This is a genomic window from Roseomonas sp. E05, from assembly GCF_030063475.1.
Taxonomy (GTDB): Bacteria; Pseudomonadota; Alphaproteobacteria; order Acetobacterales; family Acetobacteraceae; genus Pseudoroseomonas.
This window is the reverse complement of sequence record NZ_JASIRT010000057.1, coordinates 1-14,321: the sequence shown is the minus strand read 5'-3', so window position 1 is coordinate 14,321 and position 14,321 is coordinate 1. Positions and strand designations below refer to the sequence as shown.

The window sequence follows — 14,321 nt, the reverse complement described above, 5'->3', positions numbered from 1 at the left end:
GATCGAGGACTACAACGAAGTCCACCCCCACAAGGGCTTGCGGATGTGTTCACCCCGTGAGTTCATCCGCGCCCAGTCTCAACCAGCCCCGTGTCCGGTTTGATGGGGGCAACTCCAGAGCACCTCATTTTGCCAGCGGACAGCCCTCACGCAATCCGGCCGCATCGCCTTATCCTCTGCCGCCGAGGCAACTCCCAACCTCCGCTTGATCTTCTCCACGATGCCGGGTGATAGGGGGACAAGCCAGCCATGAGTCATGATGATCACAGCCACGCCGCTGGTTCTGGTAGCTCCCCCGGCCGTGGCAAGCGCCTCCTTATCGCCCTCGGCCTTAACCTGGGCATCACCGTCGCCGAACTCGTCGGCGGCGTGATCTCGGGCTCCCTGGCCCTGCTCGCTGACGCGGCGCACAACTTCTCGGACGCTGGCTCGGTGCTCGTCTCCTACATCGCCTGGCGCATCTCACAGCGTGACGCGGACCGGCGGCGGACCTTCGGCTATGCGCGAGCCGAGACGGTGGGCGCCGTCATCAACCTGACCACACTCTTCGTCATCGGTGCATACCTGCTCTACGAGGCCGTGAATCGCTTCATCAGCCCCACCGAGGTCGCCGGGACGACCATGCTAATCGTGGGCGTCATTGCCCTGGCCGAGGACGCCGCCGCCGCGTGGGTCCTGCGGAAGGACACGGGCAGCCTGAACGTCAAGAGCACCTATCTGCACATGATCGCGGACGCGCTGGCGACAGTTGGCGTCATCGTCGGCGCCGTCGCGATCATGATCTGGGGTTCGGGTGTCCAGTGGATCGACCCGGCCATTACAGCCGCGATCTCCATCTACATCTTCGTCCACGCCTGGCACGAGATCAGGGAAGCCATCGCGGTCCTGATGGATAGCGCGCCGAAGGACTTCGACTACGACGGACTCGTCGCCGAGGTGAGGGCCACGCCCGGCGTGAGGGACGTGCACCATGTCCATGTCTGGCAGCCCGAGGAGGGCAAGGTCGCCGTGGAAGCCCATGTCGTCATGGGCGACGCCCGGCTCAGCGAGGCGACCCGGTCCAAGGAAAGCCTGAAGCAGCGGCTGCGAGACCGCTTCGGCGTCACCCACTCCACCATCGAAATGGAGGAAGCGGGCAGCCAGAATCATCCGGCCTCATTGCTGCCCGACCGAAGCTGAGACCAGTCACTCGCCTTTATCCGGTCGCGTCGATCTCACTGAGAATGAGATCGTAGAGTTGCCGCGGCCCGAAGGAGAGGAGCGGACGCTTGTTCACGAAAAAGGTGGGCGTCCGGCGGACCTGCAAGGCCTGGAGGTCCGCCGTGTCGGCTTCCAGGACACGGTCGATCTGCGGCCGCCGCGCATCCTGTCGCGCCCGGTTGAGGTCCAGCCCGGCGATGCCCGCGAGCCGCCAAGCCGTGCCGAGATCGGGCGCGCCATGCACGGCCCATTCTGGCTGCCGGGCGAAGAGGGCGTCGAGCACCGCCTCGAAGCGCCCTTGCAGCCGGGCCACTTCTAGGATGCGCACCGCTTCGTCCGAGCCCTGGTGGAACGGCGCGTAGCGCAGGACCAAGCGCACCTCCTCGGGGTGCCTGGCCAGGATTTGCCCAAGGATCGGATGGAAGGCACGGCAGGCCTCACAGGCCGGATCGAAGAACTCGACCAGGGTGACGCGGGCATCGGCCTTGCCGATCACTGGCGAGTGCGGCCGGACATAGATGTCGTCCTGACCGGTTCCCACCGGACCGGCCAGCTCGCCTTGGTAGAGCCAAGCGGTACCGCCGAAGGCCGCGAGGGCCAGGGCGCCGGTGCCGAGGGTCAGAGCGCGCCGGTTCATGCCTTGTGCCCTCCACGAGCGACGACGAAGAGCAAGGCCAGGATGGCGGTGAAGGCCAGCAGAGAGAGCACCGGCAGCGGTGCCCAGCCCAGCAGCATCATGTCCTCGCCGGAGCAGGAGGGGCCGGAGGCGCTACAGGGCTGAATGGCCTCCGACACGACGCCGTAGAAGATCAGCGTGTGCCATCCCGCCACCAGCCAGCCGATCGCCGCCAGCGGAACGGCGTAGCGCCAGACGCCCGTATCGGAGTGGTAGCAGGCCACGGCCAGCAGGAAGGCCAGCGGGAACATGAAGGCCCGCTGGTGCCAGCAGAGCGAGCACGGCACCTGACCCATGACCTCGCCGATGAACAGCGCGCCGAGGCTGGCGGCGACCGCCACGACCCAGGCAGCGTAGAGGGCGACCCAAGCCCCGGCGGCGGAGCCGTCGCGGCGCGATGCCGCAGCGCTGGAAGCGCTCACGCGCGCACCGCCTGGCCGACGATGGCCCGTTTGGCGTTCCGGCCTTCCGCGGCGATGAGGGCGACCATGTCGGCGGCGCCTGCTGCGTTCACTTCAGTCATGTCAGGCTGCATGGTTGATTTCTCCTGTTCCCCCTCAATGGTTCATTCCGGAGTGCCCGGCCGTCGGTTCCCGCATCGCGACCGTGACCGGCACGGCGAGGACTTCGCCGCTGTCGAGGCGCAGGGTCAGGGTGAAGCTCTGCCCAGCCTTGAGATCGGCATACGGCTTCATCAGCATCAGGTGCAGGCCACCCGGTTCGAAGCGGACGGTGCCACCGGACGGCACGGCCACGCCGTCCGGGCGCGGCCGCATCCGCGCGACATCGTTCTCCACGACGCTCTCATGGATCTCGACACCCTCGGCGGCGGGCGTGCTGGCGCCGATGACACGGACAGGCGCGCCTCCCTCGTTGCGGAGCGTCAGATAGGCCACCGCCGTGCCGATCCGCGCCAGGGCGGGGCGGGACCATCCCTGCTCGGCCTTGAGGTTCTGCTGCCCTTGGGCCTCGGCTCGAGTTCGGCCCAGCGTGGCGAGAGGCATAGCGGCCAGAAGGATGCGGCGCTTCATGACGGGCGGTCTCCTGTTTCGGACATGCCGGAAGCCATGTCGGCCAGAGCCATCCGGATCTTGGCGACAGCGGTCGTCGGGGGTTCGTGGGTGTCCAGGAAGCCGCGCAGCATCCCATCCGGTCCCAGCAGGTAAATCGAGGCGGAGTGCTCCATGACATAGGCATCACCGCCGGTCGGCACCTTGGCGTAGTAGGTGCGGAAAGCCTTGGCCGCTTGGGCCACCTCCTCTTCCGTTCCGGTCAGGCCGATCAGCAAGGGGTGGAAATTGGTCACGTAGCTGGCCAGGAGTTCCGGCGTGTCGCGGCCGGAATCGACGCTGATGAACAGCGGGCGGACCTCCGCGGCTTCCTGCTCCGTCAGGCTGTCCAGCGCCTCGGCGATGTAGCCAAGCCCCGTCGGGCAGATGTCGGGGCAATGGGTGAAGCCGAAGAACACCAGCCGGACGCGCCCCGCAAAGTCCCGGTCGGTGACCCGGAGGCCCGTGTGGTCGGCCAGGGCGAAGGGCGTGCCGATCGGCTGGCCGAAGGGGCTACGAGACGGAGGCGCTTCAGGGGCCCTGTTGGCCAGCATCCATTCGGACAGGCCCCAGCCGAGCGCCATGCTCACCGGGCAGCCGATGCCCAGCGTCAGCAGCAATGTTCTCCGGTTCACCTCTGGTCTCCTCGTCGTCATGGGCTCACCTGGCGCGGCTCGGCGCGGGCACCGCTCCGAACTGGCGCTGTGCCAGGAGGATCAGCGCGACTCCGATGAAGATGGCGGTGTCGGCCAGGTTGAAGGTAGGCCAGTGGTAGCCAGCCACGTGGAAGTCGAGGAAGTCCGTCACGGTGCCGAGCCGGACCCGGTCCGCGATGTTGCCGACGGCGCCGCCGGTCACCAGGCCAAGCCCGGCCGCCTCGCCGCGAGCGACTGCGCCACATCCACACAAGCAGCCCCGCGGCCATGGCCGTGCACACCGCGATCAGCACCCAGGAGCACCCAGGCTGGTTCCGCCGGGCCGCCCGCGACCATGCCGAAGCTGATCCCGGTGCTGAAGCCGAGCCGCAGGTTGAAGAACGGCGTGACCGGATGCGGCAGGTGAGGCGGCCAGAGGGCAACGAGCGCCCAGGCCTTGGACACCTGGCCCAGGAGCAGGGCCAACGCCGCGGCGGGCAGCCCGACGACCAGGGCGGGGCGGCAGGCGCCGAGAACCCCGCTCATTCCGCGGGCTTCCACGCCAGGAGCCGCAGCGCGTTCAGCGTCACCAGCACCGTGGCGCCCGTGTCGGCCATGATGGCGGGCCAGAGACCGGTGACGCCGAGCAGGGTGGTCACGAGGAACACGCCCTTGAGGCCGACCGCGATGGCGACGTTGGTCTTCACGTTCGTCATGGTGGCGCGCGACAGGCTGACGAGCTCCGCGACGCCCGTCGTCCGATCCCTGAGGACGGCGGCGTCGGCCGCCTCCAGCGCCACATCGGTGCCGCCGCCCATCGCCACGCCGACCGAGGCCGCCGCCAGCGCCGGGGCGTCGTTGATGCCGTCCCCCACCATCACCACGGACCCAGAGGAGCGGAGGGCCGCGATCTCGCGCAGCTTGTCGTCCGGCAGCAATTCGGCCTTCACCTCGAGACCGAGGCCCTTGGCGATGGCCCCGCCGGTGCGGGCGTTATCGCCTGTGAGCATCACCGAGCGGATGCCCAGCCTGGACAAGGCGGCCACCCCTGCGGCTGCGTCGGCGCGCGGCTCATCGCGCAGCGCCAGCACGCCCGCGAGCGCGCCGTCGGCGAGAACCACCACCGCCGTCTTGCCATCCGCCTCGAGGCGGGGAACGGCTTCGGAGAGTGCGCCGAGGTTCGCCCCGGCCTCCGCCGTGTGCCGCGGACTGCCGACGCTGACCTTGCGACCGTTCACCGTCGCCGTGACCGCCCGCCCCGGAACGGCACCCTGGCCGGACGCTTCGGGCGTCGCGATGCCGCGCGCCGTCGCCTCCGTCATGACGGCCTTGGCCAGCGGGTGAGAGGAGCCTTGCTCCGCGCCCGCTGCGAGGGCCAGGACCTCGTCCTCGGACATGCCCGGCATGGGCAGGATGTCGGTCACCCTGGGCTGGCCTTCGGTGAGCGTGCCGGTCTTGTCGAAGGCGACGGTCCTGGCGGCGCCGATGGCCTCGAGCGCGGCGCCACCCTTGATGAGCAGTCCGCGGCGGGCGCCCGCCGAGAGACCCGAGGCCATGGCGGCGGGAACCGAGATCACCAGCGCGCAGGGGCAGGCGATGAGCAGCACCGCCAGGCCGCGATAGATGCTGGTCCACCAGTCCCAGCCCAGCAGGAAGGGCGGCACGAGGATGACCAGCAGGGACACAACCATCGCGCCCGGTGTCCACCAGTTGGAGAAGCGCTCAATGAAGCGCTGGGTCGGTGCTCGGGAGGCCGTCGCCTCCTCCACCATGCGGATGATGCGGGCGATGGTGTTGTCGGAGGCGGCGCGGGTCACCCGTGCGCGCAGCGCCCCGTCGGCGTTGATGGAGCCCGCGACGACGGCCTCACCGGGGCCGCGGGAGACTGGGACGCTCTCGCCGGTGACCGGGCTCTCGTCGAGGGCGGACTGCCCCTCCTCGATGGTGCCGTCGCAGGGCACCCGGTCGCCGGGGCGGATGAGGACGAGGTCGCCCACGGCCAGCGAGGCGGAGGGCACCGGCTCGGCCGAGCCGTCGGCCCGCAGGCGGAGCGCCGTGCGCGGCATCAGCTTGGCCAGCGCCTTGATGCCCGCCCGGGCGCGCCCCGCCGCCACGTTTTCCAGCAACTCCCCGACGGCGAAGAGAAGCACGACCACCGCCGCCTCCTCGGCGGCGCCGATGACGGCGGCGCCGAGAGCTGCGGTGACCATCAGGGTCTCGATGGAGAAGGGGCTGCCTGCCCGCGCCAGGGCGAAGGCACGACGCCCGAAGGGCACCAGCGCCACGCCTGTCGCGGCCAGGAAGAGCGGATAGGTCAGCCGGTCCGGCAGGAACAGGGACAAGGCGTAGGCCCCGAGGACCAGTGCTCCAAGCAGCCAGACGAGACGCGCCTTGCCGGTCGCGTACCAGGGCTTCGCGGCGTCGGACGGATCGTCATGGTCAGCGTGGGAATGGCCGAAGGCGCCGCCGTGGCTGTGCCTCTCATGGGTGGCCGGACGGTGGTCATGGCCATGCCCATGGCCCGCATGGTCAGGCCCGCGGCAGTTGTGGTGGTCATGATGCTGCGACGGGGAAGGCGCGGCGCCGCCCGCTGGCCGCCCCTCCGTCGGCAGGGGCCGGGCCGTGTAGCCCAAGGCGGAGAGAGACCGCTGGACGGCGGCGGCATCCGTCTGGCCGGGCTCCATGCGAAAGGTCAGCCGCTCCGCCATCAGGTTCACCGTCACGCCCGAGACGCCGGGCAGGCGCCTCATCGCGGTCTCCACCTTCGCGACGCAGGAGGCGCAGTCCATGCCCTCGACGTGCCACGCGACGGGTGGAGCCTCCTCCATGACGTCCAGCCGGGTGGCCTTGAAGCCCAGCGCCGCGACCTGCTGCTCGATCGCCTCGGGAGGGCTGCCGCCGGGCGCCAGGATTGCCCCGAGACGTTCGGCCATCAGGTTGACGTTGACCTCGCTGACGCCGGGCAGGCGCGAGACCGCCTTCTCGACCTTGGCGACACAGGAGGCGCAGTCCATGCCGTCCACGCGCCAAGTTACCTGCCTCCCGCCGTGCCCGCTTCCGCTGCCGTCCATCGCCCAGACTCCTGCTGACGGCCCCCTAGATACGACTTCCAGCCGCTGGAGGTTCAAGCGGCGTTCGGCCGAAAACTGGATTTTCCCCGGATCTGCGATACCCGCAGCGGTGCCAGGGCTGTGGACCGGGGCGCCCTCGCACCATCTGATCCGGCATGTAAAGTGCGACGCGGCACATGAGCATTGGTGACCTGTCCCGGCTCACGGGGGTCAAGCCGACGACGATCCGGTGGTACGAGCCCGAGGGGTGGCTGCCTCCTCCCGGCCGCACCGGGGGTGGCCACCGGAGCTACGGGGACGCCCATGTCCGGCGGCGGGGCTTCATCCGCCACTCCCGCGAGCTTGGCTTCTCGATGGCCGACATCCGGTCCCTCCTCGAACTGGTGGACCGGCCCTGGGATGACTGCTCTGCGGCGCATGCCACTGCGCCGCCACGGAGCACGGCTGATTAAACGGATGTGCCGGACGCCTCGGCGTCCTGCGCAGACGGGGGCCACCGGAAGCGGCGTGCGTGGCTCACATGAGGCGTCGGCAATCCTGCACAAAGGTCGCAGGCGCTGAACCAAATAGTGCGGGCGGAGATAGAGCTCAAAATTGGAGACGAGTTTCGGAGGTAATTTGGGAAGAGCAGTTTTAATACTTAGGCTATGCCGTTTTGGAAGGAATATGAACTTAACTGTCATCCGCTCTTCGCAGGGCTGACATGACCGCTGCCTAGTCTGCCGCGCGGCAGCAACACGCTGTTGATCGGGAGAGACGAGTTCATGGCCACTGAAGACCAGACCCCCGCCACCGCGAAGAACGTCATCTTCATGCTGCCTGATGGCGCCTCGGCGTCCTACATGGCGAACTACCGCTACTTCAAGGAAGGCACCGAGGGCCCTGTCTGGGAGCCCCTGCTGAAGGGCATGGTGCAGACCGACTCCTTCAGCAATCCGGTGACCGACTCGGCCGCTGGCGCCAACGCCTACGCCACCGGCGTCAAGACCCGCAACGGCTCCGTCGGCGTGGACTTCTTCGGCAACGAGCTGACCTCGGTGACTGACCTGGCCTCCGATGCCGGTAAGGCGACGGGCATCGTCTCCACCGCTGCCATCACCGATGCCTCCCCTGCGGCCTTCGGCGCCAGCAACCCGCTGCGCGGCAACCAGGCCGACATCGCCCAGCAGTACATCGGCGACAACCAGTTGGACGTCATCCTGGGCGCCGGCCGCAACCAGTTCACCACCGAGGGCGAGGGGGGCACCCAGCCCGACGGCACCGACCTGTTCGGCCTCGCCGAGCAGCAGGGCATGACCTATGTCTCGAGCGCCGAGGAGCTCGCCCAGTTCGATGGCGAGCGAATCCTTGGCCTTTTCAACAATGAGGACTACCTCGACGCGATCGGCGAGCGCCCGGCCGAAGAGCCGAGCCTTGAGCAGATGACCGAGGTGGCCCTCGACACCCTCTCCAAGGACGAGGACGGCTTCGTGCTGTTCCTGGAAGAGGAGAACACCGACACCTTCGGCCACGCCAACGACGCGGCCACCGCCATGCACGCCCTGTCCTCGTTCGAGGCCAGCATGCAGAAGGTGCTGGAGTTCCAGAAGGAGAACCCGGACACGCTGGTGGTGATGGTCGCCGACCATGACACGGGCGGCATGTCGGTGCAGCCTTCGCCCGACGCGTCTCCGGCGGTGTTCCGTGACTTCACGGCCACCGCTGCCGAGATGGCGGAGCAGTTCGAGGGCGCCGACGCCGCTTCGATCCGCGACACTGTCGCCGAGCACACCGGCCTGACGCTGAGTGACGAAGAGATCACCGGCCTGCAAGGCAGCGAGAACGCTACTCTGGCCCTTGCGGAACTGCTGAGCGCCAAGGGCGGCGTGGAGTTCACCACCTCAGGCCACACGGCAGTGGACGTTCCGATCTATGCGGTGGGCCCGGGCGCCGAGTTGTTCATGGGCGTCCAGGAGAACGCGGCGGTCGGCCAGCATGTCGCCGACGCGATGGGGCTGGAGCTCCCTGCGGACCAGCAGGACAGCGGCGCCGACCGCTTCGCCGTCACCAACCTGTTCGACAGCGCCTTCGGCAGCATCCCGACGGTGAACACCATCCGCAACCTGGTGTCGCAGATCGGCGACGATGGGCTGGATGGCCTCGCCGACCGCTTCGCCAACCTGTGGAGCGGACTGGACAACGCCGATTTCCTGTCCAGCGTGCTGGAGAACACGCTGGACGCCGCCCCTGGTGAGGCGAATCTTGCCTACTGGACCGGTGTCCTGGAGACCAACGGCGGCGACCGCGGCGAGGTGCTGCTGGCCGTCTCCGAACTGCCGGAGCACCAGGAGGCCCTGCTGGAGACCCCGGTTTCCGACGCCGAGTTCAGCCCGATCGCCTGAGCGAAGCGCCGCGGCGGTCAAGATGATGGCCCCACCGGGAAACCGGTGGGGTTCTTGCATGTCCAGTATCCGAGAAGCGGACTGGCGGAACGCCATTGCGGATCATCTGGAACCGTTACCGGCTCCCGAAACGGGAGAGCCGTCACCCATTCCAACACCTCTGCAACCCGCCTGCACCCCAGCGGTTGCGGCGAGATGTGGTTCCGTTGCCCTGGGGCTCGCCGCGCCGGTGCCGCGGCAGGTTCTGAAGCTGCCGCGAATCATGTCCGCGGGGCCAAATTGCCGGAAGCCGGTACGGGTCGAACAACGCCATGAACAGCTTCTGGTATGTGCTCCTGCTCGCCCTACTGCCCGGCGCAGGCAACTTCGCTGGCGGCATGGTCGCGGAGTTCGGGAAGACCTCGCCCCGCCTGCTGAACTGGGCGCTCCACGCTGCCTCCGGAATCGTCATCGCCATCGTCGCGGTCGAGCTCGTCCCCGAGGCCCTCGGCAAGCTCGCCGGATGGTGGATCGCCGCCGCCTTCGCGGCGGGCGGGGCGGCCTACGTGCTGATGGAGATGCTGGTCGAGCGGCTACAGGGCCAGGGCGGCGGCGGCGAGCGCACCGGCATGTGGATGATCTACGTCGCAGTCGCGGCCGACCTCGTCAGCGATGGCCTGATGCTCGGCACCGGATCGGCTGTCTCCTCAAGCCTCGGGCTGGTCCTGGCGGCAGGCCAGGTCCTGGCGGACCTACCGGAAGGCTACGCGACGGTGGCCAACTTCCGCGACAAGGGAGTGCCACGGCGGAAGCGCATCCTGCTCTCGGCCTCCTTCTTCTTCTATGTCGTGGGCGCGGCTCTCCTGGCCTACTTCCTCCTCCGAGCCGCCTCCGAGGGCCTGAAGATGGCGGCTCTCGTCTTCGTCGCCGGTCTGCTCACCGTCGCCGCCGTCGAGGACATGCTGGAGGAGGCGCACGAGGCGCGTGAGGACAACCGCCTGTCCGTCCTCGCCTTCATCGCGGGCTTTGCGCTCTTCACGCTGGCCTCGGCGGGGCTGGAGGCGGTGGTGGGCAGAGGCGACGGCGCCGGAACCGGCGGGGGTACCGTCCAGGGCAGGGATGCGGGAGAAGGCTGACGCCGGACCCAAGCCGTCCGACGCACCTTCCGCCTCAACGGGAACCGCCGCGGTCCCGGCCGGTCGGCCGCGCAACACCTTGAAGGCCCGCACGGCTCTCGCCCACGCGCTCGATCTCCTGCGCAAGGTGCTCATAGTCGAGCTCGAGCGCGTCGACGCCGCCGTGTTGGGCGGCGCGCAGGGCGGCGGCCTGCCGCCGCGTCCATTCCACGAAGTCTTGCTCGTAAAGCGCGGCCGCATGGGCCGCCGGGGTTGAACCCACCATCCCTGATTTCCTTTCGCGAGAATACTTCGCGCTCCACCGCCTTGCCTCGTGGTCAGAAGTCGCTATCACGAGGAAGGGCAGTCACCGCGCCCACAAGCGGGAATCAGCCGTCCACGGAGTCAACGCTGCATCCCGCGCTGTCGATGAGAAAGCTGACGACCTGCGGATCGCTCGACTGGTCAAGGCGGACCTCGCCGGAGTTCACGTCCGTCTCCACTGTGACGAAGTGACCGAAATGCGCCTTGAGCTTCTGGCGGACACGCTCGGCCACGTGTTCGTCCGTCATGCCTGTCACCCGGTAAGTCCGCATTCTGTCCTCCTTCCAGGCGCCTGGCCCGCGCGGAACCAAGGGCTTACGGTGGCGTGGCGAGCGCCTGAGTTCGTTATCGGGCCTTGACACCAACACGCGCCGCGGCCTCGGGTTGACGGCACCGCAGCGGCTGGAACGGCGTAGTGAGCCTGAAAGCCGTCGGGCTGGCTGCGTGCGGGGGTGTCCGCCGTTACGGGAAAATTCCATATTCCGCATTCCCTCAAGCCTAATGGGAGGCCACTCCATGGCGGCTCGCTGCCCGTCCCTGGAGAGACGCATCCTTGCCGCCTTCCAACAAGCTCTCGCCGAGAGCCGCTTTGACGTCGCGGAACACCGCCTGTGCGCCGTGGAGGCTCTGGTCCCAGGTGGCGCACCGGGAATGGCGCTCTCGGCGGCTTACCTGTCGGCTGCGGAGCCTGACCCACAAAGCTGAGGCGGTCGCTCGCTTGGCCAGCCGCTTGCGATGCAGGCTCGCCGCCGAAGGTTGGACTGCGGCGGCATTTCCATGGATCGCCATCACTGGAACCGGCAAGATGCGGAGGGGCACGCGAAGCTGATACCGTCTGCCGGACATGTTTTGTCGTAATGTGACAGGAAACCGCTTCCTCGCAGCGCTTGTTGGGAACACGCCGGTACGTCGGTCGCGGCCGCCCCGCGTTCCACGGCCGGGCCTCTGCCGTTCCTCCAGATCTGAAAGGCATTCCATGCGCGCACAAGAGATGATCCGCACGCACCCGCAGGTGAAGGGCGATGTCAACGACGCGCTGATCCGGTGCATCGAGGAATGCTATTCCTGCGCCCAGACATGCATCGCCTGCGCCGATGCCTGCCTGGGCGAGCAAATGGTCCAGCAGCTTGCGCAGTGCATTCGCCTCGACCTGGACTGCGCCGACGTCTGTGCCGCCACCGGTGCGCTTGCCAGCCGGAGGACCGGCTCGAACGAGGCCCTCCTCCGGCAGATGCTGACCGTCTGCGAGACGGCCTGCCGCACCTGTGCCGAAGAGTGCGACCGCCATGCCAGCATGCACGAACACTGCCGCATCTGCGCCGACGCCTGCCGCGGTTGCGAGAAGGCCTGCCAGGAGGCGGCGGCCAGCATCACCGCCTGAGAAATGGCGCCGCGCCGGTGGCGGCAATGGCCACCGGTGTTTCCGGTTGCCTCAGCCGCGAAGGAATCCGACTGCGGCACCCGCCCGGCTGCCTGCCGTCCAGCCGCCTGCCAGCGGGGCAAGGCGCCGAACCTTGCGAAGCCTTTTAGCGACGGGCTTGACCTTCCCACAATGGGAATCCCCATCTCCATGGCGCGAAGGCAATGCGAAGGAGGCACCCATGTCGCGCTTCAAGATCCCGAACATGGCTTGCGGCGGCTGCGCCAAGGGCGTGATCGCCACCGTGCACGAGGTGGACCCGGACGCTGCGGTTCAGGTCAAGCTGGAACAGCGCGAGGTCATCGTGGCCAGCAAGGCGGCCGACGCCGGCACTTTGGACCGTGCCCTCCGCGCTGCGGGCTGGAACAGCGAGCGCCTGCCCTGAAGCAAGTTTCCGCCGCGCCTGCCGCATTGACCCCGTGCGTGCACCCCATGATCGCAAGCTTGCTAGGTGAGGCTTGAAGGAAATAGAGGCCGACCGAGGTCGGCGCTCTCTTCCATTACCGTGGTGATCTGGGCGGCGGATCGGATGCGCAATCCAGATAGCCACGGTACCCGACCCGAAGGCTCTCCCCGATCTCAAAGAGCATGTCAGCCTCGCGATGCGCGGCCGCCCCGGGCCCGCCAGCCCCTTCCGCGCGGTCGGGCATGATTGTCATGCGGAGCGGGCCCGCAGCGAGGAGAAAGCGATCCGCCGCTCCGGCGGGGCCGTCGGCGGGTGGTGCTTCCAGGGAAACCAGGTGTCCGTTCAGCTTGAGCATCCCGCCGAGCGGCGGCCCGTCCGGCTGCACCCGCACCGCAAGGACAGGCCTGCCCGACCGGGTATAGCGGAACGCACAGTGCGATTCTGCGCCAACGGCCTGGCGGATTTCCGCGTCGTTCATCGTGGCAGGGTCGAGCGTGGCGACCACAGCATTGGCGACGGCCTCATCGGCGGACACCACCCTGGCGACCTCGGGCGCCCGAGGCGGCTGGACCGCATCGTCCGGTGCGTCGTTCTGATCGCAGCCCGCGAGCAGGCCCAGCAGGGCTGCCAGGGATAGGCATACCCGTCCGGCGGGTGGAAGGAATGGGTCCATCAGTCCCGCGCCTCCAGGTCTCGGATAAGGTACTTCATCTCAGCAATTTCGCGCTCCTGCGCCTCGATGATCTCGTCCGCGAGCTTGCGGACGCGCGGATCGGAGATCTGCGAACGCTCGCTTGTCAGGATGGCGATCGAATGATGCGGGATCATGGCCCGCATGTATTCGGTGTCGTTCACCGTAGCCTGACTGCGCACAAGCCAGAGCGAGAGGGCAAACACGGCGGCGGATCCCCCGAATATAGCGAGATTGACTGCGCGCTTCCTGTACATTCCCAGCATGAATCCGAGCATGATGACCGACATGGTCGAGCCCATGACGAGGGCCATCCATGCTCGGGTCTCGCTCCAGAACACCTGCTCCCATGCATAGGTGTTCAAGTACATCAGGCCGTACATGACCACCGTGGACGTTGCGATCATCGCGGCGAAGCGCCAGTAGGACATTCCCATGGGCTTGTGCTCCGGCGTCAGTTCGTCTGGCCGCCGCCATCGGCGGTGCCGCCCAGCGCGGCGTAACGCTCGGGCGTCATGCCCGGCAGTTCCTTGACGAAGGCGGCAATGCTCCAGATCGCCCGGTCGTCATGGGTCGGTCCGAAAGCTGGCATCCCAGACATCTTGACCCCATGCCTGACGAGCCAGAACACTTCCCTCGGCTCCCACTCGGCCGCTGCCTCAGTGAGATGAGGTGGCCGCGGCCGCATGCCGCTCGCCCACTCAGCCCGCTCGACGCCCGGTCCGGCATGGCAGTGCTGACACATCGCCTTGTAGGACGCCGCCCCGGTAGCGACCATGTCCGGCGTGATGCTCTCCGGAGCAGGCACATTGGCCGCGTGCCGCTTGACCGAGTTGCGGAAGGTCGTATCGAACGCCCAGCGGGTGAACGAGGCGTGCTCCTCTGTCGCAGCGACGTTGTAGGCACCGGCGTAGGCGGTGACGAGGCCGACGGCGCCAAGCAGAGCCAGAACGCCCAAGGCGCCCGCCGCGATGCTGGCGCCTATCGCTTTCCTCCGGTTGTCCATGTGGTCCCTTTCCTGACTGTCCTTACCTTCCGGTGGCCCGATCGCATGCGGTCCCTGCCTGTCGCGCTCCGGTCAGAACCGCACAGGAGATCTGCCCCGCAAGCCTTTTCCAAAGAGCGGTCTCACCTGAGGCATTCTTCACGCATTCCACGGCGCGTCATGTGCTGGGCGCGTTCGAGCCAGCACATCCGAATTCTCCTGGCAGGCGCAACCCCGGCCGAGCCGCTGGGTTTGCGCCTGCGATTACGACAAATTATGTCAGTGCGCCGCGGGCGAGCGCCCTGCTTGACCTTCCCACCATGGAAGCCCCCCATTTGGTCGCTTCGGGCCAGAGCCAATCCGCCGAGGCGGACCACCACGGGAGACGG

Annotated in this window: 18 protein-coding genes; 6 read left to right on the top strand and 12 right to left on the bottom strand. The window is 68.0% G+C overall.

Features of this window, described 5'->3' with window-relative positions; translation table 11 throughout:
- Window positions 1-249 precede the first annotated feature (249 nt).
- Window positions 250-1,179: a cation diffusion facilitator family transporter gene (locus QMO56_RS25930; RefSeq protein ID WP_283530433.1), complete on the top strand. Its 930-nt coding sequence runs from the start codon at window positions 250-252 to the stop codon at window positions 1,177-1,179.
- Window positions 1,180-1,195: 16 nt separating this feature from the next.
- Here the strand turns inward: QMO56_RS25930 and QMO56_RS25925 are convergent, their stop codons facing one another.
- The 7 genes from QMO56_RS25925 to QMO56_RS25895 all read right to left on the bottom strand — a co-directional run bounded on the left by QMO56_RS25925 (window position 1,196) and on the right by QMO56_RS25895 (window position 6,631).
- Window positions 1,196-1,837: a thioredoxin domain-containing protein gene (locus QMO56_RS25925; RefSeq protein WP_283530431.1), complete on the bottom strand. Its 642-nt coding sequence runs from the start codon at window positions 1,835-1,837 to the stop codon at window positions 1,196-1,198.
- Window positions 1,834-2,298, bottom strand: coding sequence for a disulfide bond formation protein B (locus QMO56_RS25920; protein ID WP_283530429.1), 465 nt, complete (start codon window positions 2,296-2,298; stop codon window positions 1,834-1,836). Before QMO56_RS25920 ends, QMO56_RS25925 begins: the two co-directional genes overlap by 4 nt.
- A gap of 135 nt (window positions 2,299-2,433) precedes the next feature.
- Entirely contained in the window at window positions 2,434-2,907 is a 474-nt protein-coding gene (locus tag QMO56_RS25915; RefSeq protein WP_283530427.1) for a copper chaperone PCu(A)C, read from the bottom strand.
- Window positions 2,904-3,560, bottom strand: a complete 657-nt coding sequence (locus QMO56_RS25910; RefSeq protein ID WP_283530425.1) for an SCO family protein — start codon at window positions 3,558-3,560, stop codon at window positions 2,904-2,906. The genes QMO56_RS25915 and QMO56_RS25910 overlap by 4 nt, the downstream gene beginning before the upstream one ends.
- A gap of 25 nt (window positions 3,561-3,585) precedes the next feature.
- Window positions 3,586-3,783: a signal peptidase II gene (locus QMO56_RS25905; protein ID WP_283530423.1), complete on the bottom strand. Its 198-nt coding sequence runs from the start codon at window positions 3,781-3,783 to the stop codon at window positions 3,586-3,588.
- A complete protein-coding gene (locus tag QMO56_RS25900; protein WP_283530421.1) occupies window positions 3,780-4,106 on the bottom strand; it encodes a hypothetical protein in 327 nt (108 codons plus the stop codon). The genes QMO56_RS25905 and QMO56_RS25900 overlap by 4 nt, the downstream gene beginning before the upstream one ends.
- Entirely contained in the window at window positions 4,103-6,631 is a 2,529-nt protein-coding gene (locus tag QMO56_RS25895) for a heavy metal translocating P-type ATPase (protein ID WP_283530419.1), read from the bottom strand. The genes QMO56_RS25900 and QMO56_RS25895 overlap by 4 nt, the downstream gene beginning before the upstream one ends.
- Before the next feature lie 176 nt (window positions 6,632-6,807).
- On the opposite strand from QMO56_RS25895, the gene QMO56_RS25890 reads away from it, so the two are divergent.
- From QMO56_RS25890 to QMO56_RS25880, 3 genes are all read left to right on the top strand, one after another.
- On the top strand, window positions 6,808-7,083 hold the full coding sequence (locus tag QMO56_RS25890) for a MerR family transcriptional regulator (RefSeq protein WP_283530417.1): 276 nt from the start codon (window positions 6,808-6,810) through the stop codon (window positions 7,081-7,083).
- A gap of 312 nt (window positions 7,084-7,395) precedes the next feature.
- Window positions 7,396-9,012 (top strand): alkaline phosphatase, encoded by a 1,617-nt coding sequence (locus tag QMO56_RS25885; protein WP_283530416.1) that lies wholly within the window; start codon window positions 7,396-7,398, stop codon window positions 9,010-9,012.
- Between the two features lie 311 nt (window positions 9,013-9,323).
- The gene (locus tag QMO56_RS25880; protein WP_283530414.1) at window positions 9,324-10,127 is read left to right on the top strand and encodes a ZIP family metal transporter; all 804 of its coding nucleotides are present in this window, start codon (window positions 9,324-9,326) and stop codon (window positions 10,125-10,127) included.
- A gap of 34 nt (window positions 10,128-10,161) precedes the next feature.
- Here the strand turns inward: QMO56_RS25880 and QMO56_RS25875 are convergent, their stop codons facing one another.
- Together QMO56_RS25875 and QMO56_RS25870 are read right to left on the bottom strand one after the other, a co-directional pair.
- Window positions 10,162-10,392 carry a DUF29 family protein gene (locus QMO56_RS25875; RefSeq protein ID WP_283530412.1) on the bottom strand — a complete coding sequence of 77 codons (231 nt, stop codon included), beginning with the start codon at window positions 10,390-10,392 and terminating at the stop codon, window positions 10,162-10,164.
- Window positions 10,393-10,495: 103 nt separating this feature from the next.
- Window positions 10,496-10,702, bottom strand: coding sequence for a hypothetical protein (locus QMO56_RS25870; protein WP_283530410.1), 207 nt, complete (start codon window positions 10,700-10,702; stop codon window positions 10,496-10,498).
- A gap of 704 nt (window positions 10,703-11,406) precedes the next feature.
- Here QMO56_RS25870 and QMO56_RS25865 point away from each other — a divergent pair.
- Window positions 11,407-11,811: a four-helix bundle copper-binding protein gene (locus QMO56_RS25865; protein ID WP_283530408.1), complete on the top strand. Its 405-nt coding sequence runs from the start codon at window positions 11,407-11,409 to the stop codon at window positions 11,809-11,811.
- 220 nt (window positions 11,812-12,031) lie between these two features.
- Window positions 12,032-12,235, top strand: coding sequence for a heavy-metal-associated domain-containing protein (locus QMO56_RS25860; protein ID WP_283530407.1), 204 nt, complete (start codon window positions 12,032-12,034; stop codon window positions 12,233-12,235).
- A gap of 115 nt (window positions 12,236-12,350) precedes the next feature.
- Here the strand turns inward: QMO56_RS25860 and QMO56_RS25855 are convergent, their stop codons facing one another.
- Genes QMO56_RS25855 through QMO56_RS25845 form a run of 3 tightly spaced genes read right to left on the bottom strand, consistent with a single transcriptional unit; the run spans window position 12,351 to window position 13,953 of the window.
- Window positions 12,351-12,929, bottom strand: a complete 579-nt coding sequence (locus QMO56_RS25855) for a DUF6692 family protein (RefSeq protein WP_283530405.1) — start codon at window positions 12,927-12,929, stop codon at window positions 12,351-12,353.
- The gene (locus QMO56_RS25850) at window positions 12,929-13,384 is read right to left on the bottom strand and encodes a DUF305 domain-containing protein (RefSeq protein WP_283530403.1); all 456 of its coding nucleotides are present in this window, start codon (window positions 13,382-13,384) and stop codon (window positions 12,929-12,931) included. Before QMO56_RS25850 ends, QMO56_RS25855 begins: the two co-directional genes overlap by 1 nt.
- 17 nt (window positions 13,385-13,401) lie before the next feature.
- Complete coding sequence (locus QMO56_RS25845) at window positions 13,402-13,953, bottom strand: cytochrome c (RefSeq protein WP_283530401.1); 552 nt, start codon at window positions 13,951-13,953, stop codon at window positions 13,402-13,404.
- Between the last annotated feature and the right edge of the window lie 368 nt (window positions 13,954-14,321).